Origin of the sequence: Devosia sp. 919 (assembly GCF_013185965.1) — a bacterium.
GTDB lineage: Bacteria > Pseudomonadota > Alphaproteobacteria > Rhizobiales > Devosiaceae > Devosia.
The window spans coordinates 120,996-147,408 of the sequence record NZ_JABAOL010000001.1; the positions used below are offsets into that span (position 1 = coordinate 120,996).

A 26,413-nucleotide genomic window follows, 5' to 3' on the forward strand; every position below is an offset into this window, starting at 1 on the left:
ACTTTCTAGTGTTTGACCGCGCCTTCGGTGAGCGCACGCACGAAATATTTCTGGAGCACGAGGAACAGCACCACCACCGGCACGCTCATCATGAAGCTTGCCGCCATCAGGCCCGGGAAATCGGTGGTGTTTTCCGAAAAGAACCGCTGGATGCCGACGGGCAGGGTCAGCTGGTCGTTCCGGGTAAGGAAGGTCGCGGCATAGATGTATTCGTTCCACGCCCCGATAAAGGAATAGATCGCGGTGGCGATAATCCCCGGCGCCGAAAGAGGCATGACGATGAGGAGGAACGCCTGGAAGCGCGTGGCCCCATCGATCCGCGCCGCCTGCTCGAGTTGGACGGGGATGTTGTCGTAAAATCCCTTGAGCAGCCAGATCGCCAGCGGCAGCCCGAAGGTCAGGTAAGTCAGGATCAGCGAGCCATGGGTGTTCACCAGCCCCAGCACCCGCATCAGGATGAAGAGGGGCACGAGGAAAATCACCGCCGGGAACATGTTGCGCAGCAGCACCGCGAAAAACAGGAATTTTCGCCCGGGAAAGCTGAAGCGCGAGAAGGCATAAGCCGCGGGCACCGCCACCACCACCGCCATGATCGTGGTGCAGACCGAAACAAAGAGGCTATTCCAGAAAAAGCGCAGGAAATCCTGGCCCACGCTGTTTTGCGGATCGAGCAGCTTTTGGTAGCTCGCCAGCGTCGGCTCGCTCGGCCACCATTGCGGCGGGAACTGCATGGCGGCAAAGCCTGATTTGATCGAGGTCAGCAGCATCCAGATCATGGGCAGTGCGGTGTAAACCAGCATGAAGCCGAGAAAGATGCGCCCCGCCCAGCGCCAGCCATCGATCCTCTTGCGCCCACGCCGGGCGGTAATTGCGGTGCGGCCGGATGAGGCAGCGGTTGGGGTGATGCTGGTCACGCGCCGTGCTCCTTTTTCTCGTTGCCGCTGAGCGCGCGGACATAGAAGTAGCCCAGCGCCATCAGGATGATGAACAGCAGCACCGAATAAGCCGAAGCCACGCCCCAGCGCTGCCGCCCGAAGGCCAGCTCATAGATGTGGGTGATCCAGATATGGGAGGCGTTGGATGGCCCGCCGCCGGTCATGATCCAGGGGATAATGAAGGAATTGAAGTTCGCCACTGCCAGCAGCAGGATGGTGACCGTCGATACCCCGCTCAGATAGGGAAAGGTCACGTGCCAGAACCGCTGCCAGGTCGAGGCGCCATCGACCTTGGCGGCGCGCAGCAACTGCTCGGGCACGGTCTGCAGCCCAGCCATGATCATGATCATGGCAAAGGGGAACTCGCGCCAGATATTGACCACGATCAGCGAGGGCAAGACGGTGTGGACATTGTCGATGAAATTGGGCTGCCGGTCCACCAGCCCCATCTGCACCATCACGGCGCCCAGGATGCCGAAATCGGAATGGTACATCCACTTCCAGATATAGGATGCGGCCACCGCGCTGATCACCCACGGAATGATGAGGATCGCGCGCAGCACGGCGCGGCCGGCAAAATCACGGTGCAGCGCCAGCGCCGCGGCATAGCCCAGCACAAAGGCAATGAGCGTCGAGGCAAAGGTCCAGATCACCGTGTTGAGCGTGACGCGCCAGAACACATTGCTTGAGAGGATCGTGGCGTAGTTCTCGAGCCCGACAAAGTTCTTGTCGCGCAGCTGCAGGCCGGGGGGCGTTTCAAAGAACGACAGGTCGATCGTGTAGTAGATGGGATAGGCGATGACGATCAGCATGACGATGATCGCGGGCAGCACATAAAGATAGTCGGCCCGGCTGGACCATATCTGCTGCAACACACTGGGGCGAACAATGCGCGCCTGGGCAGGGGCGCTAGCAAACCCGATCTGCGTGGTCATTGTGGCTCTCGTGGTGAGAGAAAAACTAACCGGCAGCGGCGCAGGGCTGCCGCCGGTCGCGTCTTCTGTGCCGGCTGGGCCTAGAGTCCGCCGCCGCCCGTCAGGTCGCGCACCTTTTGCGCCGCGTCATCCGCCGCTTCATCGACCGTCATCGCCCCGGTCAGTGCGTTTTGCAGCATGTCGGGAATGATGATGTTCATGATTTCGGGCGTCACTGGCAGCGCCGGGAACGGCACGCCATAGGGCAGCATGGCGGTGGTCACATCGAGGAACTCGATGTTTTCAAGCCGCTCCTTCATCCAGCTGGTCTTGAAGCCATTGAGATTGCCCGGATTGGAGCCGGCATAAGCCATTTTGAGCGACCATTCGGGGCTGGTCCAAAAGCAGGTCATCGCCTTGGCGGCTGCCTCGTCCACGACGCCGCCATCCACATATTCGGGCTTGAGAATGTGGATATTGGAGCCGCCGAACACCACGGCGCGCCGCCCGTCGGGGCCGGTGGGAATTAGGCCATAGCGCATATTGTCGATGACGGTCTGCGCCTTTTCCTTGTCGGCGCCCGTGGCCTTGGCCTGCAGGTCCAGCATCACGTCGTAGTCGGAGGGGTGCGACACCATCATCGCCACCTGGCCGGCCAGGAACAACGGCTGGTTGTCCGCCTGCTGGTTGGTCAGCGCCGAAACCGGCACCGATTTGTCGCGCACATACATGTCATAGGAAGCCTGCAGCGCCGCCTTGCTTTCCGGGCTGTCGAGGCGAACTTCTTCGTAGGTCGGGTTCGGATCGGCTTCGTCGAACACGCCCCCGCCATAAGCCCAAAGCTGGGGCATGAAGCGATAAGGGGTATTGCCGGCATTCTTGCGCGCCACGAGCCCATAGCCGGCAATGCCCAGCGTATCGTGGATCTGCTTGGAATAGGCGACCACCTCGTCCCAGGTTGCCGGTGGCTTTTCCGGATCAAGGCCCGCGCGCTCGAAAATGTCGGCGTTCCAGATAAAGCCCATCGTCTCGTTATTGGTGGGAATGCCGTAAGTCTTGCCTTCCCACATCACCGACTTCATGGCGCCCGGCCAGAAATCTTCGCTCTTCCAGCCCACATCCTCGGGGCTGAGCTCCTGCAGATACCCCTTGGAGGCAAATTCCACCCCGCCCAGGATCTGCAGGCGCACCATCATCGGGCCGGCATTACCCAGAAGCGCGGTGCGGAACTTGTCGAGCAGGTCGTTATAGGTCAGCGCCTGTTCCTGGAGCTCGATATTGGGATAGGTTTCCCGGAAGGCGACAAAGAAGTCCTTGTAGTACTGGCGCAGCAGATCGGGATCACCCTCGAACACGCCCTGGTACCAGAAGGTCAGCTTACCTTGGTAATCGAGCGGGGTGACGGCCCCGCACTGCTCGGCCGTGTCGAACTCCTCGGTGCCCGCGATCGAGCGCACATATTCCGGCGACCACTGGCTGATATCGACACTTTGCGCGAGCACGGAAGTGCTCATCATCGTCGACACAGCGAGCGCAGTTATTGCTGCGCCATGCACAAGGGCACGGCCCAAACTGGGCTTCCTCATCTCGTCCTCCTGTCATCCGCTGGGCTCGGCGCAGCGGGCTCCCTTGGCGATCGGACAGCGGGCTTGTGCCTCTTCTGTCTCGCGCCACCTCAGGCAGGTTTGCAGACAATAAATTATGTGTCAACGGGCTAAAATTGCACATTATCCGCAAGATTTGTTGTACGATCCCGGCCCGTCTTGGCTAGGCTTGGCCCTGCCGCAACGACGCCAACCCATGGAAGTGACGGGACTATCAATGAACGACTACAAGGCGCAGCCGCCCGCAGGCATGGAGCCCAGCGGCGCGACTCCAGCCGGTGATTCGGTTTACCAGCAGATCCGGGACGACATCATTTCGGGACGCCTTGTGGCCAACGAACGCCTGGTGGTGGCCGAACTGGCGCAGCGCCATAACACCTCCGCCAACCCCATCCGCGAAGCCCTGCAGATGCTGCGTGGCGAGGGCTTTGTCATCATTTCCCCCAATCGCGGCGCCCGGGTGCGCCCGATCGACCAGGATTTCGTGCGCGACATCTACGAGATCGGCGTCTTGATCGAGCCCGCACTCACCCGCTGGTTCGTGGGCATGGCGACGAGCCAGGATATCGCGCAACTCGAAGCGGTGCAGGACGAGATCGAGGCTAACAATTTTGCCGATCCGCTGCGCCACAGCGAACTCGATACCCGCTTTCACACCATCATGTATGAGCGCCACTACAACCGCCATGCCGCCGAGCTCTGGTGGAAGCACCGCGAAGTGCTGCGCGCCGTCAGCCGCCGCTTCAATTTCACCCTGACCCGGCGGGCCCAGGTGCTGCGCGAGCATCGCGAGCTGATCGCACTGATCAAGGCAGGCGATGCCGATGGGTCGGCCGCACTCGTGGCCCAGCATGTCGAGGGCTCGGGCCGCCATATTCTGGAACATATGCGTGCCGCCGAAACGGCACGGGCGAGTTAGCGCCGCATCTGCACAGCAATCGGCGCCTTGGGGAGGAAGGCAATGAAGATAACTGGCGTCAAACCTTGGCTGATCAAGTCAGCCGCATCCTATTGGGGCGAGTTCCTCTTTGTGGAGGTGACCACCGACGAGGGCGTGTCGGGTTGGGGGGAGATAACCACCACCACCTATGTTGCCAACCGGGCGCTTTGCGTCATGCTGACCCAGATCAGCAAGATCATCGAAGGCGACAACCCCGCCCACATCGAACGCATCTGGCACAAGATCTTCCGCAATTTCACCTATATGGGCAGCCGCGGCGCCGCGGTGGAATGCACCAGCGCCATCGACATCGCCCTGTGGGACATCCGCGGCAAGGTCTTGGGCCAGCCGATCTACGAACTCCTCGGCGGTCCGGTGCGCGAGGACATTCTCCTTTACACCCACCCCGACCAGCGCAAATTCACCAGCCCGGAAGCCGTCGCCCAGGAAATCCGCGACATCGTTGCTTCCGGACACACCGCGCTCAAATTCGACCCCTTCCCCCAGCAGGGACCGGTGCTGGCCAACGGCATCGCGCGCGAACAGTTCGAGGGCTATCTCGATGGCACGATGACGCGCAAGGATGAGCGGGAAGCGGCCGAACTGACCGAACTCATCCGCCAGACCGCCGGGCCCGACATCGAAATCCTCATCGATGCGCATGGCCGCTTTGACGTGCCCACCGCCATTCGCCTTTGCCGCACACTCGAGGAAGCCGGCGATATCGACTGGTTCGAAGAGCCCGTGCCGCCCGAAAGCTTCAACGCCCTCCAGCAGGTGCGCGAGAAGGTTAATTGCCCCATTTCCTGGGGCGAGCGCGGCCACACCAAATGGGATTTCGTGCCCATCCTCGAAAACCAGCTCGCCGACTACATCATGCCCGACGTCACCTGGACCGGCGGCATCACCGAGCTCAAGAAGATCTCGGCGCTCTGCGAAGCCTATTACATCCCCGTTTCGCCCCATGATGCGGCCGGGCCCATCAACGTGGTGGCGGGCGCGCAGGTGATGATGACCGTGCCCAATTTCTACCGGCTCGAAACCTCGGAATGGAATTTGAGCAAATACGACCACCTGATCGACAAGCCGCTCGACAACTCGAACGGCTCGCTCAAGCTCAACCGGGCCCCCGGGCTCGGCATCGAAATGAACCGGGCTTATCTGGAGGAAAACCTGGTGGACCTCGCCTGAAGGCGGGAACGGGCGCGTGGAGGCGCCCCAATGGAAAAGGGAGGAATTGACCCATGAACGAGATCAACACCAATGAGTTGATCCAAGGCAATGTGCGCACCAGCTCAAGTCCGAGCGATCTGCGCATCACCGATATCCGCGTCGCCGAAATCGTGGGGGCGCCGTTCATCAGCGCGCTCCTCAAGATCTACACCAATCAGGGCATTGTCGGCTTTGGCGAAGTGCGCGACGGCGCCAGCGCCACCTATGCGCTGATGCTCAAGAGCCGGCTGCTCGGCGAAAACCCGCTTGACGTCGATCGCCTGTTCCGCCGCATCAAACAGTTCGGCGGCCACGGCCGGCAGGGCGGCGGCGTTTCGGCCATCGAGATCGCCCTCTGGGACATTGCCGGCAAGGCCTATGGCGTGCCCATCTACCAGATGCTGGGCGGCAAGTTCCGCGAAAAGGTGCGCATGTATTGCGACACCGATGCCAGCGTCGCCAGCGGCACCGAAACCGGCAAGCGGTTGAAGGAACGCATGGCGCTGGGTTTCACCTTCCTCAAGATGGACCTGGGGCTGATGCAGGTCGTCGACACCCCCGGCTCCGTCGTGGCGCCCGCGGGCTCCCTTGAGGGCTATCGCATCCATCCGCCCCGCGGCCACGGCAAGACGCTCGAGGATCGGCGCGCCCGCAATGCGGTCTACGACACCCACAATGTGCGCCATCCCTTTACCGGGCTCAACTTCACCGAGCGCGGGCTCGACCAGCTCGAGCAATATATCCACGAAGTGCGCGAGGTGATCGGCTACGAGATCCCGCTCGCCATCGACCATGTCGGCCATATCTCGCTGCAAAGCGGCATCCGGCTCGCTCGCCGCATCGAGAAATACGCCCCGGCCTGGCTCGAGGACGTGATCCCCTGGCAATATACCGAGCAGTATCGCGAGCTGCAGCAGGCCACGACCGTGCCGATCTGCACCGGCGAGGACATCTATCTGCGCGAGGGTTTCGAGCCGCTGCTGGGTTCGGGCATTTCGGTGATCCACCCCGATCTGCTCACTTCGGGCGGAATTCTCGAAACCAAGAAGATCGGCGACGCCGCCCAGGAGCAGGGCATCGCCATGGCCATCCACATGGCCGAAAGCCCCATCGCCTGCATGGCCGCCGCCCATGTCGCCATCGCCACCGAAAACTTCATGGCGCTCGAATACCATTCGGTCGAGGTCGACTGGTGGGACGACATCGTCACCGGCCTGCCCAAGCCCCTGGTGCAGAACGGCTTCATCACCGTGCCCGACAAGCCGGGCCTGGGGATCGACGACATCGTCGACGAGGTGATCGCCGAGCACCTGCAGGACGGCGTCAAGGGCATCTGGCTGCCCACCGACCAGTGGGACGACGACTATTCCTGGGACCGGACCTGGAGCTAGGCGTTTTCCCCGCAGGGGAAAATCGCCCGGCCTCTTCGCGCAGCGAAGATGGCCCCAGCCTTTCCCGCCTTTTCGCGCAGCGAAAATGGCGAGCGTCTATTCTGGGCAAGACCATCGCCCACCCACTGAACGGCACCTCCCCCCCGACGGGGGAGGCTGGGAGGGGGTGCGGGAGCCATTATATCGGGGCGAACGCCCCCCACCCTTGATCCCTCCCCGCCCGGGGGAGGGTGTCGACTGAAAGGTCAGCGACACCGCCAACAAGGTTCAGGAGGAACCATGAAAATCACCGATCTGCGCTGCGCCGTTATTGGCCGGCACCCCATTGTGCGCGTCGTCACCGATGAAGGCCTCTATGGCCTGGGCGAAGTGGAATACACCAAGGCGTATCTCAAACCCTGGGTGCTCCATTTCCGCGATGCGCTGATCGGGGAAGACCCCACCGATGTCGAGCGCTGCATGCTCAAAATCCGTCAGCGCGGCTCGTTCAAACCCTATGGCGCCGCCGTTTCGGCCATCGAGCATGCCCTCTGGGACATTGCGGGCAAGGCCGCCAATGTGCCCGTCTACAAACTCCTCGGCGGCAAGGTGCGCGACCAGGTGCGTGTTTATAACGGCTCCATCCGCCAGAAACGCACCGGCGACCGCCCCGAGGATTACGCCGCCGACGTCAAATGGATGATGGAGCAGCCGCAGAACTTCTTCATGGTCAAGCAGGGCATCAGTTTTCATTCCAACATGAAGACCAATGTTCCCGATTTCCATTACGGCGTTACCCAGCCGCGCCTCTTTCACGGCGCCATGGACCAGGGTCAGATCAGCGAGCACGCCTTCAACCACATGCTCGATTGCGTCATCGCCATGAAGGAAGTGCTGGGCGACAAGGTCTCCCTCGCGCTCGATTGCGGCCCCGGCTGGTTCCTGCCCGATGCCATCCGCTTTGCCCAGGCGGTCGAGAAATACAATCTGATGTGGCTCGAGGACATGCTGACCGGCGACTACGTGCCCTGGGTCAATCCCCAGGCCTATCGCGAGCTCACCACCTCGACCTCCACCCCCATCCATACCGGCGAGCAAATCTATCTCCGGCACAATTTCAAGGAGCTGATCGAAACCCAGGCCGTGCGCGTCATCGGCCCCGATCCCGCCGATATCGGGGGCATTGCCGAACTCAAATGGGTGGCCGAGCACGCCTATATGCATTCCATCATGATGGCCCCACATGGCACCGCTAATGGCCTTTTGGGCCTTGGTGCTCTCATCAATGTCTGCGCCACGCTCCCCGCCAACTACATCGCCTTTGAATATCCCAGCGCCTCCGATCCGTGGTGGGAAGACATCGTCATCGGCCTGCCCGACCAGATCGTCACCAATTCCATGGTCGATCTGCTCGAAGCGCCAGGCCTGGGGCTCGACATCGATCCCGAAGGCGCCCGGCCCTATCTGCTGGAAGATGATTTGGACTTTTTCGCCCCCTGAGGAGAGGGGCGAGGGAGCAGCTTTCACACAACAATCGGGCTGCACCGCAAGGGGCAGCCACTCGCGCGGAGGAGAACCACGTGAAGATCACTTCGGTCACCACAGCGGCCACATCAGGCCATTGCATGCATCTATGGGTGCGCATCGAAACCGATGCCGGCATCACCGGCCTCGGCGAATGCGTCCATGGCGGCCACCAGGCCATTGCCATCATCCAGCGCGAACTGGCGGGCAAGCTCGTCGGTCGCGACCCCTTCGCAATCGACGCCATCTTTGAGGAAATCCGCCGCAGCCTCGTTTTTGAAGGCGGCTTTGCCGGCGCCCTGATCACGGCGCTCACCGGCGTCGAGATCGCCCTTTGGGACCTCAAGGGCAAGGCCCTGGGCGTGCCGATCTATGAGCTCATGGGCGGCAAGTTCCGCGACCACATCCGGGTTTACTGCGATTGCGAAGTCTCGCCCGGCATGAACATGGACCAGGTGCAGGCCGAGGTCGATCAGGTGCTCGCGGCCGGCTTTACCGCCCTCAAGGTCGATCTCGATATCCGCGCCTATGGCCATACCGGCACCGAAACCGATTGGTACGAAAAGGACGGCTTCAACATGACTCCCAACAAATGGGAGCATGACCGCATGGTGCAACTGGCCGAAATGGTGGTCAAGGCCGCCGGCAAGGAGGTGGAAGTCGCCTGTGACCTGCATACCCGCCTCGACAAGCACAGCGCCATCCGCCTCGCCCGCGATCTCGAGCATCTGCAGCTGATGTGGCTCGAAGAGCCCATTCCGCCCGAGAACATCGATGTGATGGCCGAGATTACCCGCAGCACCACGACCCCGATTTGCGCCGGCGAAAACCTTTATCTGCGCCACGGGTTCAGGAAGCTGCTCGAGCAGCAGGCGGTGGATATCATCATGCCCGATATCCCCAAATGCGGGGGCCTGTCGGAATGCCGCAAGATCGCCGAGCTGGCCGATCTCTACTCAATCCCGTTTGCGCCCCACAACGTGTCCTCGCCCATCGGCACCATGGCCTCGGCTCAGGTCTGCGCCACGGTGCCCAATTTCCTCGTTCTCGAGTTCCATTGGTTCCACCGCGATTACTGGTCCACCATCACCGATGGCGGCGAGATCATCAAGAACGGCAGGATTGCGCTCAGCGATCGGCCGGGCATCGGGCTCGAGCTCAACGAGGAAGTCGCCCGCGCCCACCAATATCCCGGCACGACCTGGTTTGAGCCGATGCAGTAATCCGGCGCCACAGCGCCGGCGCTGCAAGGCACCGGTCGTTACCCCCGCGATCATGAACGGCAAAACCCTGCGCCGGCGCCCCAAGCGCCGGCCGCGTCATTATCCCCTAGCCGGCCTTACGCCGCCTGGGCCTCCAGCAGGTCGAAGGTCGCGACCTTGTTGGCAAAGGCGAACTTTTCGGCGGTGGAGCTATCCATCGCCGTCATCGCCTGGTTCAGCAACGCCTTAAATTCACCCAGCGCCGCGCTCGCATCATCCACCGAAAACGGCTCGCCTTCGAACCTTGCGACAAAGCGTGCAGCCACCCGGCCGAGCAGGGCGAGAATGGCGGCATTGTCGCTATCCCGACGGGCCAGCTCGCGCACTTTCTGGTGGAACTCGGTATAGGTCCGGATGCCCCCGCTTTGTTCTTCAAGCCAGGTATAAAGGTCGTGCACTCTAGGTCTCCTGTCATAACAGACGCTTGCTGGACGGCGGAAACGGGCGTGTATATCAAAAGTGAGACTTAGCGCAAAGGGAAAGCATGTCCGCCCAATTCGAGGAAATCGGCAAACGACTGCGCGCTCATCGGATCGGCAAGAATCTGAACGCCGATGATATTGCCGCCCATCTTGGCATCTCTCGCGCCGCCGTTTACCGGCTCGAGAAGGGCGAGATCGTCAAGGTCCAGATCCTGGAATCCATCGCCCGCTTCCTTGATGTATCCCTGCCTTCGCTCTTGGGCGTCGGCGTCGAATACTACAGTAATGCCCTCTCCTTTTTCGAGCGCATGCGCCAGCTCGAAGAAAAGTCGCACTATCTCCTCGGCAATTTCTCGCCGGTCTCATCTCTCTTGCTGTCGCCCGACTACATGGATTATCTCCGCCTGATGCTGGTGGAGGCCATTTCTGAAAACGAGCGGGACCGCCCTGCCGCTCTACACGCCATCGACAATATTCTCGATCTCCTCAATGAGCGCCGCCGCAGTGCCACCCGGCGCAATGTGCCCATCGTCTCCATTGTCGGCAGTCAGGATATTGAGCGGTTTTTGCTCTTGGGTCTGGTCGGGCGCCTCGATCTGCCGCGCGAAGTGCAGGCCGAGCGCCGCGCCGCCGCCCGCCTCGAAATCGAGCGGCTATGCACGACGCTCGAGCGCCAGCCCATCGGCACGCAGATCGGCATCATCGATGGCCAGCCGCCCAGCCAGACCTTCCAGATCTATGAGCGCGACGCCGATTCCGCGGTCACTCTCTCGCCCTACCGCCTTGGCGATCAACCCAATATTTCCTCGGGCATCGCCATTGTCACCACCGCGCCCGAAGCGGTGCACCACTTCCGTGACACGCTCGAAGCGCAATGGGCCGTGGCGAAGAAAGGCCCCGATGGTGCCGCCATCCTGCGCCGCATCATCGAGCGCACGGCCGCGACCTTCCCCTGAGCGCGCGGGCGTACCGACCACGCAGGCCCATTGACAACCTGCCCGGGGCTGCGCATTGTCTCAAAAATGAGACAGGATGAAATCTCCGCCCTCGCCCCCGCCGCTCCTTTTATGCCGCGCATTGCGGATACCTCGGCTCGTGTCCTCAGCAATGACTGGGTCAATGCCGAATATAAGCTCGTCGTGCTCGATGCCCCCGGTGTCGCCGCCGCGGCTGAAGCGGGCCAGTTCTTCAACATCGACTGCCCGGCAATTGGCGAAGACAAGCCGTTCTTTCGCCGCCCGATGAGCACCTATGCCGCCGACCCCGCGACGGGCCGGATGGAGTTCCTCTACAAGGTCGCCGGCGCCGGCACCCGTGGCCTCGCCAGCCTCGCGCCCGACAGCACGCTGCGCATTCTTGGTCCCCTGGGGGTCGGCTTCAGCTTGCCCGAGGGCATCCGCTCCATTGTCGTGGTTGGGCGTGGCGTCGGGCTTGCAACCCTCGCGCCGCTGGCCGAACTCGCCCGCAGCCGCGGCATCGCCGTTACTGCCCTCGTCAGCGCCCGCGATCCCGCAGCTGTGCTCTCGGTGGAGCGCTTCCGCTCCGCCGGCGCTGCAGTCGAGATCGTGCTCGACAGCGATGGCACCAGCGAGCTGCCCCATGTCGAGGCCCTGCTGCGGCGCCTCCATGCCGAGGGCCGCGCCGACGCCCTTTACACCTGCGGCTCCAACCGTCTCATGCTGCTGCTCCAGCGCCTCGCCGCTGAACTGGGTCTGCCCGGAGAAGTCGCCATGGAACAGCAAATGGCCTGCGGCCTGGGCATGTGCTTTTGCTGCGTGCGCAATTTCACTGTCGATGGGCAAACCGTTTCCAAGCGCGTCTGCTGGGATGGCCCCGTCTTTCCCCTTGCCGAGGCCACCTCATGGTAGACCTGCGCACCGATCTTGGCCGCGGCCTCGTCCTCGCCAATCCCGTCATGCCGGCGTCCGGCACCTTTGCCGAGGGCCTCGCCGAAGTCATTGATCTCAATGGCCTGGGTGCCCTCGTCACCAAGACCATCACCGCCGAGCTGCGCGGCGGCAATGCTACCCCTCGCGTGGCGGAAGTGGGCAATGGCATGCTCAATTCCATCGGCATTCCCTCCAAGGGGATCGCGCATTTCCTCGCCGAAACCCTGCCCTTTTACCGCAGCTTTGCGAGCCCGCTGATCGTCTCGATCTCGGCGCCCACCATTGCCGAATTTGCCGAAGCGGCCGCGCAGCTCAACCAGCCCGGCATTGCCGGCATCGAAGCCAATATTTCCTGTCCCAATATCGAGGAAGACGGCAAGGCCTTCGCCATGCGCCCCGCCACCACCGAGCAGGCGATCGCCGCCATGCGCGCCGTCACCGACCTACCGCTTTGGGCCAAGCTCACCCCCAATACCGGCGATATTGCCGGCGTTGCCCGCGCCGCTGAAGCCGCGGGCGCCGATGCCGTGGTCGTCGCCAACACCATCCTCGCCATGTCGATCGACATCGATACGATGCGCCCGACCCTCGGCAACATCATGGGCGGCCTTTCCGGCCCCGCCTTCAAGCCCATTGCCCTGCGCATGACCTATCAATGCGCCCGCGCCGTCCGCATTCCGGTGATTGGCTGCGGCGGCATCAGCAGCGCCCGCGACGCCATTGAGTTCCTGCTCGCCGGCGCCCGCGCCGTGCAAATTGGCACCGCCACCTTCACCCGCCCCGGCACCATGCCCGAAGTGATCGCCGGCATCGATCTGTATTGCGAGCGCCACGGCTTCACGAGCCTCGACCAGCTCATCGGCGCCCTCGATACCGACCTGCAGCTCCCCCACCTCATGGAGGCCGCCCAATGAACGCGCTTGCCCCCGCCGCCGACATCGATTGGACCGCCTTCGCCACGGAGCATGAGCTCGCCACCGCCATCTTTGCCGAACTGGCCCGCTGCACGGGCGACGGCGTCGGCATCACCCGCGAATGCTATGCGCCCGGCGAAGACGCCGCGCTCGCCATCTTCTCGGCCGTCGCCCACGCCCATGGCTTTGCCATCAGCATCGATCCCGTCGGCAATCTCCTCGTTTGCCTGCCCGGCGATGATGGCACCCGCCCCGCCCATCTCATTGGCTCGCACGCCGATTCCGTGCCCCAGGGCGGCAACTACGATGGCGCCGCCGGCATCGTCGCGGGTCTCGCCTGCCTTATCCGCATTGCCCGCTGCGGGCGCGAGCTCACCACCCCCGTGCGCCTCCTGATGCTGCGCGGCGAGGAAAGCGCCTTTTATGGCCGCGCCAATATCGGCTCGCGCGCCCTTTTTGGCATCCTCTCCCCCGCCGATCTTGCCGCCCGCTCGCGCGGCACCGGTCGGACCCTGGCCGAAGCCATGACCTCGGTGGGCATCGATCTCGCCCCCATCCGCGCCGGCCAATCCCTCTTTGATCCCGCCACCGCCGCCAGCTATCTTGAACTGCATATCGAGCAGGGGCCGGTGCTGATCGACCGCCGCTTGCCCGCCGCCGTCGTGTCCGGCATTCGCGGCAATCTGCGCCACCGCCGCGTCGTTTGCCGCGGCGAAGCGGGCCATTCCGGCACCATCCCCCGCTGGCTGCGCAAGGATGCCGTCTTTGCCTTTGCCGATCTCGTGGGGCGCCTCGACGAGCATTGGCGCGTCCTCCTCGAACGCGGCCTCGACCTCGTGGTGACCACCGGCATTGTCGGCACCGATCCCGACCAGCATGCCCTCAGCCGCATCCCGGGCGAAGTCATGTTCTCCTTTGAAGTGCGCAGCCAGAGCCACGACACGCTCGAAAGCTTCTACGAGCTGTTCCGCGCCGAATGCCGCGCCGTTGGCCAGCAGCGCGGCGTCGTTTTCGAGCTCGACGAGCGCGTTTATACCGAGCCCGCCCGCATGGACCCCGCCGTGATCGAACGCCTTTGCGCCGCCGCCGCCGCTTGCGAGCTCGATCCGCAAACCCTGCCTTCGGGCGCCGGCCATGATGCGGCGGTGTTCGCCAATGCCGGCATTCCCTCGGGCATGGTGTTCGTGCGCAACGCCAATGGCTCGCACAATCCCGCCGAAGCCATGGATATCGGGGATCTCATCAAAGGCACCGATGTGCTTTATAAGGCCGTGACCGCCACCAACTGAGCCAGGCCCCCGACCCCATGCGATCCCTGACCATCCGCAAGCCCGTCGACCTTCACGTGCATTTCCGCGACGGCGCGGTGCTCGATGCGGTCGTGCCCCACACTGCCCGCCAATTCGCGCGCGCCATCGTCATGCCCAATCTGGTGCCCCCCGTCACCACCGCCGCGATGGCCGCCGCGTATCGCGGGCGCATCGAGGCGGCGATCCCCGAGGGGGTCGACTTCACCCCCATGATGACCTGCTACCTCACCGACGCCACCGATCCCGCCGATCTGATCGCCGGCCATCGCGACGGCATCTTTGCCGCGGCCAAGCTTTATCCCGCCCACGCCACCACCAATTCGGCCCATGGCGTCACCTCCATCGCCGGGCTCGATCCAGTGTTCGCAGCGATGGCCGAAGCCGGCATGCCGCTCCTCACCCATGGCGAGCTCGTCCACCACGATGTCGATATCTTTGATCGCGAAGCGCGCTTCATCGATGCCGTCCTCGCCCCGCTGCTCGAGCGCCACCCGACGCTCAAAGTGGTGATGGAGCATATTACGACGAGCGAAGGCGCCCAGTTCGCGAGGAGCCACGGCAGCCGCGTCGCCGCTACCATCACCCCCCAGCACCTGCTTTATGATCGCAATGTGCTGTTCGAAGGCGGCATCCGCCCCCATTATTATTGCCTGCCCATCCTCAAGCGCCGCTCCCACCAGCTGGCGCTGCGGGAGGCGGCCACCAGCGGCGCGCCCAACTATTTCCTGGGCACCGACACGGCCCCCCATCTGCGCCATCTCAAGGAAAATGCCTGCGGCTGCGCCGGCGTCTTTTCCGCTCCCGTTGCGGTCGAGGCCTATCTCAAGGTCTTTGCCGAGGAAAACGCGCTCGACAAGTTCGAGGCCTTTGCTTCCCTCAATGGCCCCGCCTTTTACGGCTTTGCGCCGTCACAAACCCGCGTCACCTATGAGGAACGCGCCTGGACCGCGCCCGCCAGCGTTTCGGTGGAAGAGCACCAGATTGTCCCCCTCTTCGCGGGCGAACGAGTTGACTGGGCTTTGAGCCGCGGTTTATAGCGAACCGGTTGCAATCGAGATTTAAGCACCCTGCGGCGCTGGACTTCCATCCGGCGGCCGCGATTTCGCGCGACCGCATGACGCAATGATGAAGGACTGTTTCCCATGAGTGCACTGCACCGCAGCGAAGACAAAAAAGCCATCGCCCGGCAAACCGCCCGGATGATGCTCGAGATCAACGCTGTTCACTTCAATGCCGAACATCCATTCGTCTTCACCTCCGGCTGGGCCAGCCCGGTTTACGTGGATTGCCGCAAGCTCATCTCCTATCCGCGCCTGCGTTCGGCGCTGATGGACATGGCCGCCCAGACCATCGTCACCGAAATCGGCTATGAGTCGATCGACGTGGTCACCGGTGGCGAAACCGCGGGCATCCCCTTTGCCGCCTGGATCGCCGACAAGCTGATGCTGCCCATGCAGTATGTGCGCAAGAAGGCCAAGGGCTTTGGCCGCAACGCCCAGATCGAGGGCGAAGTGATTGCCGGCGCCCGCACCCTCCTCGTGGAAGATCTCGCCACCGACGGGCGCTCCAAGGTCATGTTCGCCGATGCGCTGCGCAAGGCGGGCGCCAAGGTCGACCACTGCTTCATCGTCTTTTTCTACGACATCTTCCCCAACAGCCACGATTTGATGAAGGAGCTCGGCATCGAGCTGCATTATCTCGCGACCTGGTGGGATATCCTCGAGGCAGCCAAGGAATCCGGGCACTTCGATGCCAAGACCCTGACCGAGGTCGAAAGCTTCCTCAACGACCCCTCGAGCTGGTCGGCTGCCCATGGCGGCATTTCCGAATTCTCCCCTACCCCTAAGGAATAAGCCCGTTTTCAACCGGCAAAACAAAAGGGCCGCCCAGTGGGCGGCCCTTTTTTTGTCCCTCTGTGACCCCGGTCAGGGCGCCAGCATGCGGGGCAGGAACATCGAGATCTCGGGCAGATAGGTGATCACCAGCAAGGCCAGCAGGTTCACCACCACAAAGGGAAAAATGCCCGAAATGATCTTGCCCACCGACTCCCCGAGCGTCGAGGACGCCACGAAAATGTCGAGCCCGAATGGGGGCGTGATCATGCCGATACAGGTGTTGAGGCACACGATGATGCCGAAATGGATGGGATCGATGCCAAAGCTGACCGCCACCGGATAGAGCGCCGGTACGAGGATCAGCATGGTCGAATTGGGATCGATGAACATGCCGGCGACAAGGAACAGCAGGTTGACGATCAGGAGGAACATCACCCAGTTCGCATCGATCGCCCCGAGAAAGTCGATAACCAGAGTTGGCAGCTGCGCCAGCGTAATGAAATAGGCCACGATCGAGCCCATCGCCAGCAGCACGAAGATCGTGCCCGTGGTCACCGCCGCGCCGGTCGCGACCTTGAACACATCGCCCAGTTTCATGTGGCGATAGATCAGCACCTCGACGATCAGCGCATAGGCCACGCTGACGGCGGCAGCTTCGGTGGGGGTGAAGAGGCCCGAATAGATACCGCCGAGCAGCACGACCGGCAGGCCCAGCGCCCAGATCCCGCGCCCGACCACTTTGAGCCGCTCGCTCCAGGGCAGCGGCGCATCGCCCTTGATGTCGTGGCGATAGGCGTAAAACAGCACATAGCAGCAAAACACGCCGGCGAGGAACAAGCCCACGACGAGGCCGGCGGCAAACAGCGCCGCCACTGACGTGCCGGTCAGCCAGGCATAGATGATGAGCGTGATGGAGGGCGGGATCAGCAGCGATACTTCCGCCGAAGACACGATGAGCCCGAGCGAGAACTTGTCGGAATAACCCTGCCGCTGCATTTCGGGATAAACAATGCCGGCCAGCGCCGCCACGGTGGCCGGCGCCGAACCCGATACCGAACCGAAGGCCGCCGCGGCTGCCACCGTCGTCAGCCCCATGCCGCCCCGGCGATGGCCGAGAAAGGCCCCCACCAGCTGGATCAGGTGCCGCGCGATCACCCCCTTGGACATGATCTCGGCGGCAAAGATAAAGAAGGGAATGGCCAGCAGCGTCGAATGGTTGATGCCCCCGACGATGCGCTGCCCATAGATCAAATCGGGCATGCCCGAGAAAAAGAACTCCTTGGTCAGGATGCCCGGAATGCCGAGCACGATAAGCATTTCAAAGCCAAGGAAGAGGAGGGCCAGGGCCCCGGCAACAAGAACGGCAATCAACATCTCAGTGGGCCTCAGCCTTGTTGGACCAGCGATCGATCAGCCCGAACAGGCTCATGGCATAGCGCAGCGCCAGCAGCAGGAAGCCGGCGGGCAGCGCGTAATACAAAAGGGCAGCCGGCACGCCGAGCGTCGGGCTCATCTGGCCGGTCTTTGCCACGGTCAGTGCCATCTGCAGGCCAAACCAGGCGATATAAAGCGACAGCACCAGCCCCGACAGATCAATGGCCCGGCGGATCCAGAGCTGGGCGCCCGGGGACATGCGTTCGAGGAAACTGGTCATGGCGATCTGGCGCCCTTCGGCCAGCGCTAGCCCTAGCGACAGGAACACCAGCCAAACCATTAGATAGCGGGCGGCTTCGTCGATCCAGGCGAAATTGCGCGCATAGACGGGAACCAGTTCGCGCACGACCACGCCGGTGACGTAAAGCGCGACCATGATCAGCATCAGGGCTGCCAACGCGATCCGCTCCAGGGACGACCAGGCGGCCAGCGCCTTGGATAACTTACTGTTTGGGCTCATGTCACTGCGGGTTCCCTCTGCACAAAAGAGGCGCCAGGGGTGTTGGAACCTGGCGCCTTGTGGCTGGCGCCTGCCGGCGCCGGTTGATCCTTGGGGTTACTGCCCCGAGACCGCGCTGTACTGCGCTTCATAGGCATCCACGATCCCCTGCCCGGCGGCACCCGCATTGGCGAGATAGGCGTCGCGCGCGGGGCCATACATGGCTTCGCGGAAAGCGGCGCGCTGGGCGTCGTCGAGTTCATGGATGGTGATGTCGCTGGCTCGGATGGTTTCGAGCGCGGTCGCCTGGGCGGCTTCCTTGAGCTCTTCCACCTGCGGGCGCACTTCCTCGAAGGCCCCGGTGATCACGGTCTGGTATTCGGCCGGCAGACCATCCCACCAGGCCTGGTTGAACATCACCACGTCCTCATTGGCGCCGTGCTCGGACACCAGCAGGTAGTCCTGCACTTCGTGGTACTTCATGGTCGCGATCGTATCGAGGGCATTTTCCTGCCCGTCGACCACGCCGGTCTGCAGAGCGGTGTAAAGCTCGCCAAAGGGCAGCGCCACGGCCGAAGCACCCACCGCGTTGAACTGCTCTATTAGCACCTTGCTGTCCATGACGCGGAAGCTCTGGCCGGCGAAGTCCTCGAGCGCGGCAATTTCCTCATTGGAGGTCATCGACTTGCGCCCATTCGGCCAGATGGCAATGGCCTTGAGCCCGAGCGGGGCAAAGCTGTCGAGCACGGCCTGCCCGAAAGCGCCGGTACGCAATTCGTTCGCCTGGGCGCGGTCGGCGGGATAAAGGAACGGCACGTCGAGGATGGAAACGGCGGGGTTGAAGCCGGCGAGGAACGCGGCAGGCGACACGGTGCCTTCCATTAGCCCCAGCTGGGTGCCTTCATTCATCTCGCGGGCCTGGCCGAGCTGGCCGGCGGGGAACAGCTGGAACGCGACATTGCCGTCGGTGCGCTCCTTGACCAGGTCGGCAACCATCACCAGGCCCTTGTGGCGCGGCTGCTGGTCCGATTCCAGGTGGCCGATCCGGGCGGTGAATTGCTGGGCGGAGACGGGCAGCGCCCCGATCAGGGCGGACAGGACGGCGACGCTGGCAAGCAATACACGACGGTTCATTTGGTTCCCCTTCATTCAAAATTATTTTCGACAAAAGCTCTGCGCCCCAGCGGAGTCAAGCGAACTTTCTCAAAAACTAGACAGTTCTGTTAGCCTGCCCCAAACTTGTGCGGCCTGCCCAATCTCTGGCCCGATTGGCTGCCGCTCACGGCAAGGCCAATTCCTGGGTAAATCCGGCCAGTTCCGTCCCCACCGGCAGCAGCGCCCGCACCGCTTCGCGCACCGCTATCACATCGACATCGCGCGCCAGCGCCACCAGCAGCACGCCTTGCGGCTCACCCACATCGCGCCCCTGTCGCTCCGCTGTCGGCAGCGCCGAGATGGCCTGATCAGCAAGGCCCAGATGGCACCCCGCCACCCCAGGCAGCGCCGCAATCCCCGCCGCCACTGCCCCCCAGCCCTCCGCAGCCTCGGCCACAAGGCACGCCACAAGCACCCGCTCGCCCGGAGCCTCGCCAGCGCTCTGGGCAAATCCGCCGACGCAGCGCCGATTGTTCTGGAACTGGCGCATCACCCGCTGCGTCCAGGGGCTGGGATCATTGAGTCGCGCCAGATACGCCGCCGACCGGCTCACTTCGGGCTCTGAAAGGGTATAAAGCGTGAAAAACTCGAGCGGCACCTCGTCGGCCCGCCAGCGCGTGCCACTCAAAAAGCCGGGGATGGCGAGGCGCTCGGGCATATGCTCCTCGCGGTGCCAATCGACGAAATCCTGCCGCCCTTCGGCCGGGATCCCGTTCCAGATCGCCACAAAGCCGCGCCCCGCCAGTGAATGCATCCATGTCTCCGCAACTATCGGCCCGGCTATAACTACATCGCAGCCGCGCAATATCGCCGCTTCGTCTCACGATTGAGACGAAAGCTCCGTCTGCTTTGCCGCTTGTGCAGTATCCGCCCGCGTTCTGCTGTTGTTGCCCTGGCACAACCCAGCAGAACTTGGCGCCCAGCCCCGGCCGGCTGCTTATCCCGGCTGCCGCCAGCTTGGCAATGCCCACGCCCCCGCGTCCGGTTGCCCCAGCCGCCGGAGAACAGCTTTCCACAAACGGTCGTTTTGCAGAATTTGTTACTCCTCTGGAACCCAGCGCGAGCAGTCCGTCTTCCTTCCGCTAATGGAGTTGGCTGCCGCCCTGCCTTATGCTGCGGCACCCTTTTCGTGGAGCCCTCATGCCCAAAATTGCGCTTCTTGCCGCCGCCCTCCTTGCTGGCGTCAGCTTTCTGCCCGCCGCCGCTTTTGCCCAGGATTTTGATCCCGCCGCCACCATCCGTATCGGCTCGCTCTACGAGCCGCAAAACCTCGACAACACCGCGGGCGCTGGCCAGGGCATCAACGAGGCCTTCAACGGCAATGTTTATGAAGCGCTGTTCCAGCTCACCGATGCGGGCACCGTCGAGCCCCGGCTCGTGGCCGATTACACCGTCTCGGAAGACGGCCTCACCTATACCTTCACCCTGCGCGATGGAGTGACCTTCCATTCCGGCGATCCGCTGACCGCAGCCGATGTGAAGCACTCCATCGAGCGCGTCACCGCCGAAACCTCGCAAAGCTCGCGCAAGCGCAGCCTTTCGACCATCACCGGCATCGAGACTCCCGATGACCAGACGGTGGTGATCACCCTTTCGCAGCGCTCCATCTCGTTGCCCTACAATCTCTCCTATGTCTGGATCGTCAACGACGCCGCCCCCGACATCACCGCGGCCGAAGACGGCACCGGCCCCTACCAGCTCGCCGAATGGCGCCGCGGCTCGGCCCTCGCCCTCACGCCGTTCGAAAGCTATTGGGGCGAAGCGCCCAGCAATGGCGGCGTGCTGTTCCAGTATTTCACCGAAGCCACCGCGCTCAACAATGCGCTGCTGACCAACGCGGTCGACATCATCACCTCGGTGCAAAGCCCCGATTCCCTGGCCCAGTTCGCCGACAACCCGGCCTTCACCGTCACCGAAGGGGCGTCCACCACCAAGGAAATCCTCGCCTATAACGACCGCGTTGCCCCCTTCGATAACCCCAAAGTGCGCAAGGCCCTCGCCCGCGCCACCAACAAGGCCCAGCTCCTGAACTCGGTCTGGGGCGACTACGGCACGCTGATCGGCTCCTTCGTGCCCCCCACCGATCCCTGGTATGTGGATCTAACGGGCGTTGATCCCTATGACGTGGAATCCGCCAAGGCGCTCCTCGCCGAGGCCGGCTATCCCGACGGTTTCGAGTTCACCCTCGATACGCCTGACTACGATCCCCACCCGCTGGTGGCGCAGTTCCTGCAGGCGGAATACGCCAAGATCGGCGTCACGGTGAACATCAACATCATCACCGCCAATGAATGGTACACCAAGGTCTACCAGAGCCACGATTTCCAGGCGACGCTGCAGGAGCACGTCAATCACCGCGACATCGTCTTTTACGGCAATCCCGACTTCTACTGGGGCTACAACAACCCCGAAGTGGTCGAACTGATCGCCAGCGCCGAAGCGGCCGCCTCCGAAGCCGAGCAAACGCAAAAGCTGACCGAAGCCAACCGCATCATCGCCGAAGACGCCGCCAGCAACTGGCTCTACCTCTACCCCCAGATCGTCGTCTCGGCCGCCAACGTCACCGGCTACCCCACCAACGGCCTCAACGCCCAATTCTTCGCCTACGACATCCAGAAAACCAACTGACGGCCTGACCCCGATCCACCGGCAAACACCGGCCCGTCCCCTCCCCCTTGAGGGGAGGGCTAGGGTGGGGGTGCCAGCACACCCACCAGCCAGAACCCCGGCGCTTCCCTCAAGGCTCGCCGCCAGCCTCTCCGCTCCATCCCACCCTCCCCCTTGCGGGGAGGGTAGCGCAGCTTGGGCCGCAAGGCCCTAGCGGAGCTGGGGAGGGGGTCGTTGAGCCTGCCACCGCTAGACCCGCTCTTCTCCAGAGAGCGAACCTAGAGCACACATCCATCATTGGATAACCCCACCGGCCCTTTCGGGGCGCCGGTGGTTTTGTCCATCGCCCCCAGCTACACTGCGCGCGTCGCATCGCCGCCAAAGGACATCAGCCCATTCTCGCCTATACCATCCGCCGCACCATCATCCTGCTGCTGTCCCTGCTGATCGCGGCCGTGGTGCTGTTTGTCCTGCTGCGCCTGCTGCCCGGCGATCCCGCCAATGCACTGCTGGGCGTCGGCGCCACCCCCCAGCAGATCGAGGCCGCCCGCGCCCAGGTCGGCTCCGACCAGCCCCTCTTCACCCAGTTCACCACCTTCCTCGGCAATATCGCCCGGCTTGATCTGGGCACCTCCTTTGTCAGCCGCGCCTCCGTGCTCGCCGAAATCGGCAATCGCCTCGCCGTCACCCTGCCCCTCACCGCGCTTGGCTTTGCCATCGCGCTCCTCCTCGCCATTCCCCTCGGCATCATCTCGGCGGTCAAGGCCGATCGCTGGTATGGCGCCACCATCTCGGTCGTCTCGCAACTCGGCATCGCCATTCCCGTGTTCTGGGTCGGCATTCTGCTCGTTACCCTTTTTGCCGTGAACCTGCGCTGGCTGCCCTCGGGCGGCTTTCCCCTGCGCGGCTGGAGCAGCTTTGGCGAAGCCGCCACTGGCATGATCCTGCCTGCCCTCACCATTGGCCTCGTCATGGGCGCCTCGCTGCTGCGCTATGTGCGCGCCGCCACCCTCGAAGTGCTGGGCAGCGATTTCCTGCGCACCGCCCGCGCTTTGGGCGCCAGCTTCCCCGAGGCTCTCATCCGCCACGGCATCCGCAATGGCGCCGTGCCGGTGATTTCCATTCTCGGCATCGAGCTGGCCTCGACCTTTCTTGGCGCCGTGGTGATCGAGCGCGTGTTCAGCCTTCCCGGCCTTGGCTCCATGCTGCTCCTGGCCATCCAGCAGCGCGATTATCCCAATGTGCAGGGCGTGCTCTTCGTTTCGACCCTCCTCGTCCTGCTCATCGGCTTTGCCGCCGATCTCGCCCAGCGCCTGATCGATCCGCGCCTGCGCACCCGCAGCGAGGCCCGCGCATGACCACCATTTCCACCACCGCCACCGCGGCCCCGCAGCGCCGTCCGCGCGCGCTGCTCCTTTGGGTCGGCATTGCCCTGGTGAGCCTCCATCTCGTTGTCGGGCTCCTGACCCTCGTCTGGACGCCCTATGATCCCACCGCCTTTTCCGGCGGCCGCCTCGAGGGCCCAAGCCTTCTCCACTGGGTCGGCACCGACCGGCTCGGCCGCGATCTTTGGACCCAGCTGATGATCGGCAGCCGCATTGCCCTTCAGGTCGGCATCGGCGCTGTCGCCATTGGCGCGGTGATCGGCGTTACCCTCGGGCTCCTCGCCGCCTTTGCCAGCAAATGGCTCGATGACGTGCTCGCCGCCGCCCTCGATATTCTCATTGCCTTTCCCACCCTCCTCATTGCCATGCTGGTGGTGGCGGCGAGCGATACGGCGAGCCTTGGCTCCGCCATCCTCGCGCTCGGCATTGCCCTTTCGGCCATTGTTGCCCGCCTCACCCGCATTCTCGCCAAGCGCGTGCTGGTGATGGATTACATCACCGCCGCCCGCACCTCGGGCAGCTCCTGGCCAAAGATCGTGCTCATCCACATCCTGCCCAATATCCTGCCCACCCTTTCGGTCAATTTCGCCCTCCAGTTCGGCCTTGCCGTCATCGCCGAAGCCTCGCTCTCCTATCTGGGCCTCGGCGCGCCGCCGCCCAATGCCTCTTGGGGCCGGCTGCTGCAGGAAGCCCAAGCCACGGTTTACACCGCCCCCATCGGCGCCATCGCGCCCGGCCTCGCTCTTGTGTCGCTGGTGATCGGCATGAATCTCCTCGCCGATGGCCTGCGCGACCGCGCCGATCCGACGAGGCGCAGCCGATGAGCCCCTTGCTGACCGTCGACAACCTTTCCATCCACGCCGGTGCCAGCACGCTGGTCTCCAATCTGAGCTTTACCCTCGAGCGGGGCGAGCGCCTCGGCCTGATCGGCGAATCCGGCTCGGGCAAGTCGCTGACCGCGCTGGCCACCACCGGCCTGCTGCCGCGGGGCCTTGCCGCCACCGGCTCGGTGCATCTCGCCGGCCAGCAGATGGTCGGCACATCAGAGCAAAAGCTCAACCCGCTGCGCGGCACCGCTGTGGCCACCGTGTTCCAGGAACCGCTGACCGCGCTCGATCCCTTGATGCGTATCGGCAAGCAGATCGCCGAGCCCCTGGCGCGCCGCGCCCGCCGCGACGGCAAGCCCCTGTCCGGCAGCGCTCTCGCCGAAGCAGTGCAGATCCTGATGGGCGAAGTGTCCCTCCCCGATCCCGCCCGCATCGCCCGTGCCTATCCCCATGAGCTCTCCGGCGGCCAGCGCCAGCGCGTCGCCATCGCCATGGCCCTGGCCTGCCGGCCTGATCTGTTGATCGCCGACGAACCCACCACCGCGCTCGATGTCACGACGCAAGCCGAAATCCTGCAGCTGCTCGATCGTCTCGTGCGCGAGCGCAACATGGCGCTCCTCTTCATCAGCCACGACCTGCCCGTCGTCGCCAATACCGTCGAGCGCGTGGTCGTGTTGCGCCGCGGCGTTGCCGTGGAAGCCGGTCCCGTCGGCACCGTGTTCAACACCCCCCAGCACGACTATACGCGCAGCCTCTTGGCCGCCGCGCGCAGCTTTGACCGTGCACTGGAGGGCCAGCCATGAGCCTTGTTACGGTTGAAAATGTCGGCTTCGGCTACACCCGGAGCCGCCCAATCCTCGACAATATCTCGTTCGAAATCGCGGAGGGCGACACCGTCGGGCTGGTCGGGGAATCCGGCTCCGGCAAAACCACGATTTTGCGCCTGCTCCTCGGCCTCGAACGCCCGGGCACTGGTACCATCCATTTTGATGGCGCCCCGCTCGACCCGCGCAACCGCGCTTTCATGCGAAATTTCCGCCGCCAGGCGCAGGTCGTGTTTCAGGATCCCTATTCCTCACTCGATCCGCGCCAGACCATCCAGGCCGTCATTGCCGAACCCCTGCGCTCGCTCCGGGTCGAAGGCGACCATCCGCAGATGATCAGGGCCGCCCTCGCCGCGGTCGGGCTCGATGCCGATGCCGCCACCCGCTACCCCCACCAGTTCTCGGGCGGCCAGCGCCAGCGCATCGCCATTGCCCGCGCCATTGTCGCCCGGCCCCGCCTGCTGCTGGCCGATGAAGCGGTGAGCGCTTTGGATCTCACCACCCGCATTCGCATTGTCGAACTCCTGGCGGGCCTCAGCCAATCCATGAGCCTCTTGCTCGTGTCGCACGATCTGGGTGTCGTTGCGGCCCTCTGTCGCCGCGTCATTATTCTCGAGCGCGGCCGCATTGTTGAAGCCGGCCTCACCCGCGACGTGCTCGCCCATCCCCAACACCCCTATACGCAGCGCCTGCTTGCCAGCGTGCCGCGCCTGCATCTGGAGACCCCGACGCTATGACCACCGCCCCCGCCGATTACACCGCCTGGCAAGACCGCCGCCTCGCCGCCCTCAAGGCCCCCGATGGCTGGCTCAACATCATTGCCCGCGATTGGCTGTCCGAGGGCACCGTCTCGGTCGGCAGCGCCGCCGATAACGACATCGTCTTGCCCACCGGCCCCGCCCATATCGGCACCCTGACGCAAGGCCCGGACGGCAGCGTCACCTATACGCCCCTTGGCGGCGAGCCGACTAAGCTCGCGCTCTCCAAAACCAACCCGCCCCGCTTCATCGCCGAAAACCTTCTGCTCGAAGTCACCACCCTCAACGGCGAAAACGCGCTGCGCGTGCGCGACACCGCTTCATCAGCTGGCGACGACCTGCCCCCGATCGACTACTTCCCCTATGATCCGAGCTGGCGCATCTCAGCCCAATGGATCGCGCTCGACGCCCCCAAGCAGCTTTCCATCACCACCTCCAAGGCGATCCCGACCGAGGTCGAGGCCTCCCACAAAGCCGTGTTCACCCGCGAGGGCACGACTTACGAGCTGCTTGCCACCCATGGCACGCCGCAAAGCCCGCAGTTCGTTATTCGCGACCTAACCGCGCAAAGCGAAACCTATGGCGCCTGCCGCTTCGTGTTTGGCGAGGAGGTCACCGACACCTCGATCGTCCTCGACTTCAACAAGGCCATCAATCCGCCCTGCGCCTTCACCGACTTTGCCGTCTGCCCGCTGCCGCCCGCCGAGAACGTCCTGCCCATCCGCATCGAGGCCGGCGAAAAGCGTCTGGCCAACAGCCACTAGGCCGCGGCGCTTTTACCTTGCGCCGCCGCCCGGGGGAACACTGTTCCGCCCCGGGCGGTTGCCGCCCTCACTTCGGCATGCTCCCTTGC

General features: G+C 63.7%; 25 protein-coding genes. 17 read left to right on the top strand and 8 right to left on the bottom strand.

Going from position 1 to position 26,413, the window contains the following annotated elements; all coding sequences use genetic code 11:
* Window positions 1-5: 5 nt before the first annotated feature.
* The 3 genes from HRQ64_RS00590 to HRQ64_RS00600 all read right to left on the bottom strand — a co-directional run bounded on the left by HRQ64_RS00590 (window position 6) and on the right by HRQ64_RS00600 (window position 3,435).
* Complete coding sequence (locus HRQ64_RS00590; RefSeq protein ID WP_210258578.1) at window positions 6-800, bottom strand: carbohydrate ABC transporter permease; 795 nt, start codon at window positions 798-800, stop codon at window positions 6-8.
* A 110-nt stretch (window positions 801-910) separates the two neighbouring features.
* Complete coding sequence (locus HRQ64_RS00595; RefSeq protein ID WP_172121610.1) at window positions 911-1,870, bottom strand: sugar ABC transporter permease; 960 nt, start codon at window positions 1,868-1,870, stop codon at window positions 911-913.
* 80 nt (window positions 1,871-1,950) lie between these two features.
* Window positions 1,951-3,435: a sugar ABC transporter substrate-binding protein gene (locus tag HRQ64_RS00600; protein ID WP_127754867.1), complete on the bottom strand. Its 1,485-nt coding sequence runs from the start codon at window positions 3,433-3,435 to the stop codon at window positions 1,951-1,953.
* Between the two features lie 235 nt (window positions 3,436-3,670).
* Between HRQ64_RS00600 and HRQ64_RS00605 the strand changes: the two genes are divergently transcribed.
* The 5 genes from HRQ64_RS00605 to HRQ64_RS00625 all read left to right on the top strand — a co-directional run bounded on the left by HRQ64_RS00605 (window position 3,671) and on the right by HRQ64_RS00625 (window position 9,722).
* On the top strand, window positions 3,671-4,372 hold the full coding sequence (locus tag HRQ64_RS00605) for a GntR family transcriptional regulator (RefSeq protein ID WP_172121611.1): 702 nt from the start codon (window positions 3,671-3,673) through the stop codon (window positions 4,370-4,372).
* A gap of 42 nt (window positions 4,373-4,414) precedes the next feature.
* Window positions 4,415-5,584, top strand: coding sequence for a mandelate racemase/muconate lactonizing enzyme family protein (locus HRQ64_RS00610; RefSeq protein ID WP_172121612.1), 1,170 nt, complete (start codon window positions 4,415-4,417; stop codon window positions 5,582-5,584).
* A gap of 53 nt (window positions 5,585-5,637) precedes the next feature.
* Window positions 5,638-6,996, top strand: coding sequence for a mandelate racemase/muconate lactonizing enzyme family protein (locus tag HRQ64_RS00615; protein ID WP_172121613.1), 1,359 nt, complete (start codon window positions 5,638-5,640; stop codon window positions 6,994-6,996).
* Window positions 6,997-7,275: 279 nt separating this feature from the next.
* Window positions 7,276-8,475 carry a mandelate racemase/muconate lactonizing enzyme family protein gene (locus HRQ64_RS00620; protein ID WP_172121614.1) on the top strand — a complete coding sequence of 400 codons (1,200 nt, stop codon included), beginning with the start codon at window positions 7,276-7,278 and terminating at the stop codon, window positions 8,473-8,475.
* A gap of 80 nt (window positions 8,476-8,555) precedes the next feature.
* Window positions 8,556-9,722 carry a mandelate racemase/muconate lactonizing enzyme family protein gene (locus HRQ64_RS00625; protein WP_127754872.1) on the top strand — a complete coding sequence of 389 codons (1,167 nt, stop codon included), beginning with the start codon at window positions 8,556-8,558 and terminating at the stop codon, window positions 9,720-9,722.
* Between the two features lie 116 nt (window positions 9,723-9,838).
* Here the strand turns inward: HRQ64_RS00625 and HRQ64_RS00630 are convergent, their stop codons facing one another.
* Window positions 9,839-10,159: a hypothetical protein gene (locus HRQ64_RS00630; RefSeq protein WP_172121615.1), complete on the bottom strand. Its 321-nt coding sequence runs from the start codon at window positions 10,157-10,159 to the stop codon at window positions 9,839-9,841.
* Between the two features lie 86 nt (window positions 10,160-10,245).
* On the opposite strand from HRQ64_RS00630, the gene HRQ64_RS00635 reads away from it, so the two are divergent.
* The 6 genes from HRQ64_RS00635 to HRQ64_RS00660 all read left to right on the top strand — a co-directional run bounded on the left by HRQ64_RS00635 (window position 10,246) and on the right by HRQ64_RS00660 (window position 16,149).
* A complete protein-coding gene (locus HRQ64_RS00635; RefSeq protein WP_172121616.1) occupies window positions 10,246-11,139 on the top strand; it encodes a helix-turn-helix transcriptional regulator in 894 nt (297 codons plus the stop codon).
* Window positions 11,140-11,205: 66 nt separating this feature from the next.
* Window positions 11,206-12,051, top strand: coding sequence for a dihydroorotate dehydrogenase electron transfer subunit (locus HRQ64_RS00640; RefSeq protein ID WP_248308178.1), 846 nt, complete (start codon window positions 11,206-11,208; stop codon window positions 12,049-12,051).
* On the top strand, window positions 12,045-12,986 hold the full coding sequence (locus HRQ64_RS00645; protein WP_172121617.1) for a dihydroorotate dehydrogenase: 942 nt from the start codon (window positions 12,045-12,047) through the stop codon (window positions 12,984-12,986). Before HRQ64_RS00640 ends, HRQ64_RS00645 begins: the two co-directional genes overlap by 7 nt.
* A complete protein-coding gene (locus tag HRQ64_RS00650; protein ID WP_172121618.1) occupies window positions 12,983-14,275 on the top strand; it encodes a hydantoinase/carbamoylase family amidase in 1,293 nt (430 codons plus the stop codon). Before HRQ64_RS00645 ends, HRQ64_RS00650 begins: the two co-directional genes overlap by 4 nt.
* 17 nt (window positions 14,276-14,292) lie before the next feature.
* On the top strand, window positions 14,293-15,333 hold the full coding sequence (gene pyrC / locus HRQ64_RS00655; RefSeq protein ID WP_172121619.1) for a dihydroorotase: 1,041 nt from the start codon (window positions 14,293-14,295) through the stop codon (window positions 15,331-15,333).
* Between the two features lie 105 nt (window positions 15,334-15,438).
* The gene (locus HRQ64_RS00660) at window positions 15,439-16,149 is read left to right on the top strand and encodes an orotate phosphoribosyltransferase (protein ID WP_127754878.1); all 711 of its coding nucleotides are present in this window, start codon (window positions 15,439-15,441) and stop codon (window positions 16,147-16,149) included.
* A 72-nt stretch (window positions 16,150-16,221) separates the two neighbouring features.
* Here HRQ64_RS00660 and HRQ64_RS00665 read toward each other — a convergent pair whose 3' ends face one another.
* The 4 genes from HRQ64_RS00665 to HRQ64_RS00680 form a co-directional block, all read right to left on the bottom strand.
* The gene (locus HRQ64_RS00665) at window positions 16,222-17,505 is read right to left on the bottom strand and encodes a TRAP transporter large permease (protein ID WP_172121620.1); all 1,284 of its coding nucleotides are present in this window, start codon (window positions 17,503-17,505) and stop codon (window positions 16,222-16,224) included.
* Window position 17,506: 1 nt separating this feature from the next.
* Entirely contained in the window at window positions 17,507-18,025 is a 519-nt protein-coding gene (locus tag HRQ64_RS00670; RefSeq protein ID WP_172121621.1) for a TRAP transporter small permease, read from the bottom strand.
* A 96-nt stretch (window positions 18,026-18,121) separates the two neighbouring features.
* Window positions 18,122-19,138, bottom strand: coding sequence for a TRAP transporter substrate-binding protein (locus HRQ64_RS00675; protein ID WP_172121622.1), 1,017 nt, complete (start codon window positions 19,136-19,138; stop codon window positions 18,122-18,124).
* 145 nt (window positions 19,139-19,283) lie between these two features.
* Window positions 19,284-19,913: a hypothetical protein gene (locus tag HRQ64_RS00680; RefSeq protein WP_172121623.1), complete on the bottom strand. Its 630-nt coding sequence runs from the start codon at window positions 19,911-19,913 to the stop codon at window positions 19,284-19,286.
* Window positions 19,914-20,299: 386 nt separating this feature from the next.
* Between HRQ64_RS00680 and HRQ64_RS00685 the strand changes: the two genes are divergently transcribed.
* The 6 genes from HRQ64_RS00685 to HRQ64_RS00710 all read left to right on the top strand — a co-directional run bounded on the left by HRQ64_RS00685 (window position 20,300) and on the right by HRQ64_RS00710 (window position 26,324).
* Window positions 20,300-21,787: an ABC transporter substrate-binding protein gene (locus HRQ64_RS00685; protein WP_248308179.1), complete on the top strand. Its 1,488-nt coding sequence runs from the start codon at window positions 20,300-20,302 to the stop codon at window positions 21,785-21,787.
* Between the two features lie 389 nt (window positions 21,788-22,176).
* On the top strand, window positions 22,177-23,124 hold the full coding sequence (locus tag HRQ64_RS00690) for an ABC transporter permease (protein ID WP_349236726.1): 948 nt from the start codon (window positions 22,177-22,179) through the stop codon (window positions 23,122-23,124).
* The gene (locus HRQ64_RS00695; RefSeq protein WP_172121625.1) at window positions 23,121-23,975 is read left to right on the top strand and encodes an ABC transporter permease; all 855 of its coding nucleotides are present in this window, start codon (window positions 23,121-23,123) and stop codon (window positions 23,973-23,975) included. The genes HRQ64_RS00690 and HRQ64_RS00695 overlap by 4 nt, the downstream gene beginning before the upstream one ends.
* On the top strand, window positions 23,972-24,781 hold the full coding sequence (locus tag HRQ64_RS00700) for an ABC transporter ATP-binding protein (protein ID WP_172121626.1): 810 nt from the start codon (window positions 23,972-23,974) through the stop codon (window positions 24,779-24,781). The genes HRQ64_RS00695 and HRQ64_RS00700 overlap by 4 nt, the downstream gene beginning before the upstream one ends.
* Window positions 24,778-25,539 (top strand): ABC transporter ATP-binding protein, encoded by a 762-nt coding sequence (locus HRQ64_RS00705; protein WP_172121627.1) that lies wholly within the window; start codon window positions 24,778-24,780, stop codon window positions 25,537-25,539. The genes HRQ64_RS00700 and HRQ64_RS00705 overlap by 4 nt, the downstream gene beginning before the upstream one ends.
* A complete protein-coding gene (locus HRQ64_RS00710) occupies window positions 25,536-26,324 on the top strand; it encodes a DUF1684 domain-containing protein (RefSeq protein WP_172121628.1) in 789 nt (262 codons plus the stop codon). Before HRQ64_RS00705 ends, HRQ64_RS00710 begins: the two co-directional genes overlap by 4 nt.
* Window positions 26,325-26,413: the final 89 nt, after the last annotated feature.

Coding starts and splice junctions, on each gene's coding strand:
- HRQ64_RS00685 (WP_248308179.1), top strand. CDS start 20,300: ATGCCCAAAATTGCGCTTCTTGCCGCCGCCCTCCTTGCTGGCGTCAGC.
- HRQ64_RS00645 (WP_172121617.1), top strand. CDS start 12,045: ATGGTAGACCTGCGCACCGATCTTGGCCGCGGCCTCGTCCTCGCCAAT.
- HRQ64_RS00675 (WP_172121622.1), bottom strand. CDS start 19,138: ATGAACCGTCGTGTATTGCTTGCCAGCGTCGCCGTCCTGTCCGCCCTG.
- HRQ64_RS00635 (WP_172121616.1), top strand. CDS start 10,246: ATGTCCGCCCAATTCGAGGAAATCGGCAAACGACTGCGCGCTCATCGG.
- HRQ64_RS00615 (WP_172121613.1), top strand. CDS start 5,638: ATGAACGAGATCAACACCAATGAGTTGATCCAAGGCAATGTGCGCACC.
- HRQ64_RS00660 (WP_127754878.1), top strand. CDS start 15,439: ATGAGTGCACTGCACCGCAGCGAAGACAAAAAAGCCATCGCCCGGCAA.
- HRQ64_RS00705 (WP_172121627.1), top strand. CDS start 24,778: ATGAGCCTTGTTACGGTTGAAAATGTCGGCTTCGGCTACACCCGGAGC.
- HRQ64_RS00590 (WP_210258578.1), bottom strand. CDS start 800: ATGCTGGTTTACACCGCACTGCCCATGATCTGGATGCTGCTGACCTCG.
- pyrC (WP_172121619.1), top strand. CDS start 14,293: ATGCGATCCCTGACCATCCGCAAGCCCGTCGACCTTCACGTGCATTTC.
- HRQ64_RS00650 (WP_172121618.1), top strand. CDS start 12,983: ATGAACGCGCTTGCCCCCGCCGCCGACATCGATTGGACCGCCTTCGCC.
- HRQ64_RS00710 (WP_172121628.1), top strand. CDS start 25,536: ATGACCACCGCCCCCGCCGATTACACCGCCTGGCAAGACCGCCGCCTC.
- HRQ64_RS00700 (WP_172121626.1), top strand. CDS start 23,972: ATGAGCCCCTTGCTGACCGTCGACAACCTTTCCATCCACGCCGGTGCC.
- HRQ64_RS00605 (WP_172121611.1), top strand. CDS start 3,671: ATGAACGACTACAAGGCGCAGCCGCCCGCAGGCATGGAGCCCAGCGGC.
- HRQ64_RS00665 (WP_172121620.1), bottom strand. CDS start 17,505: ATGTTGATTGCCGTTCTTGTTGCCGGGGCCCTGGCCCTCCTCTTCCTT.
- HRQ64_RS00680 (WP_172121623.1), bottom strand. CDS start 19,913: ATGCATTCACTGGCGGGGCGCGGCTTTGTGGCGATCTGGAACGGGATC.
- HRQ64_RS00670 (WP_172121621.1), bottom strand. CDS start 18,025: ATGAGCCCAAACAGTAAGTTATCCAAGGCGCTGGCCGCCTGGTCGTCC.
- HRQ64_RS00640 (WP_248308178.1), top strand. CDS start 11,206: ATGAGACAGGATGAAATCTCCGCCCTCGCCCCCGCCGCTCCTTTTATG.
- HRQ64_RS00595 (WP_172121610.1), bottom strand. CDS start 1,870: ATGACCACGCAGATCGGGTTTGCTAGCGCCCCTGCCCAGGCGCGCATT.
- HRQ64_RS00600 (WP_127754867.1), bottom strand. CDS start 3,435: ATGAGGAAGCCCAGTTTGGGCCGTGCCCTTGTGCATGGCGCAGCAATA.
- HRQ64_RS00610 (WP_172121612.1), top strand. CDS start 4,415: ATGAAGATAACTGGCGTCAAACCTTGGCTGATCAAGTCAGCCGCATCC.
- HRQ64_RS00695 (WP_172121625.1), top strand. CDS start 23,121: ATGACCACCATTTCCACCACCGCCACCGCGGCCCCGCAGCGCCGTCCG.
- HRQ64_RS00620 (WP_172121614.1), top strand. CDS start 7,276: ATGAAAATCACCGATCTGCGCTGCGCCGTTATTGGCCGGCACCCCATT.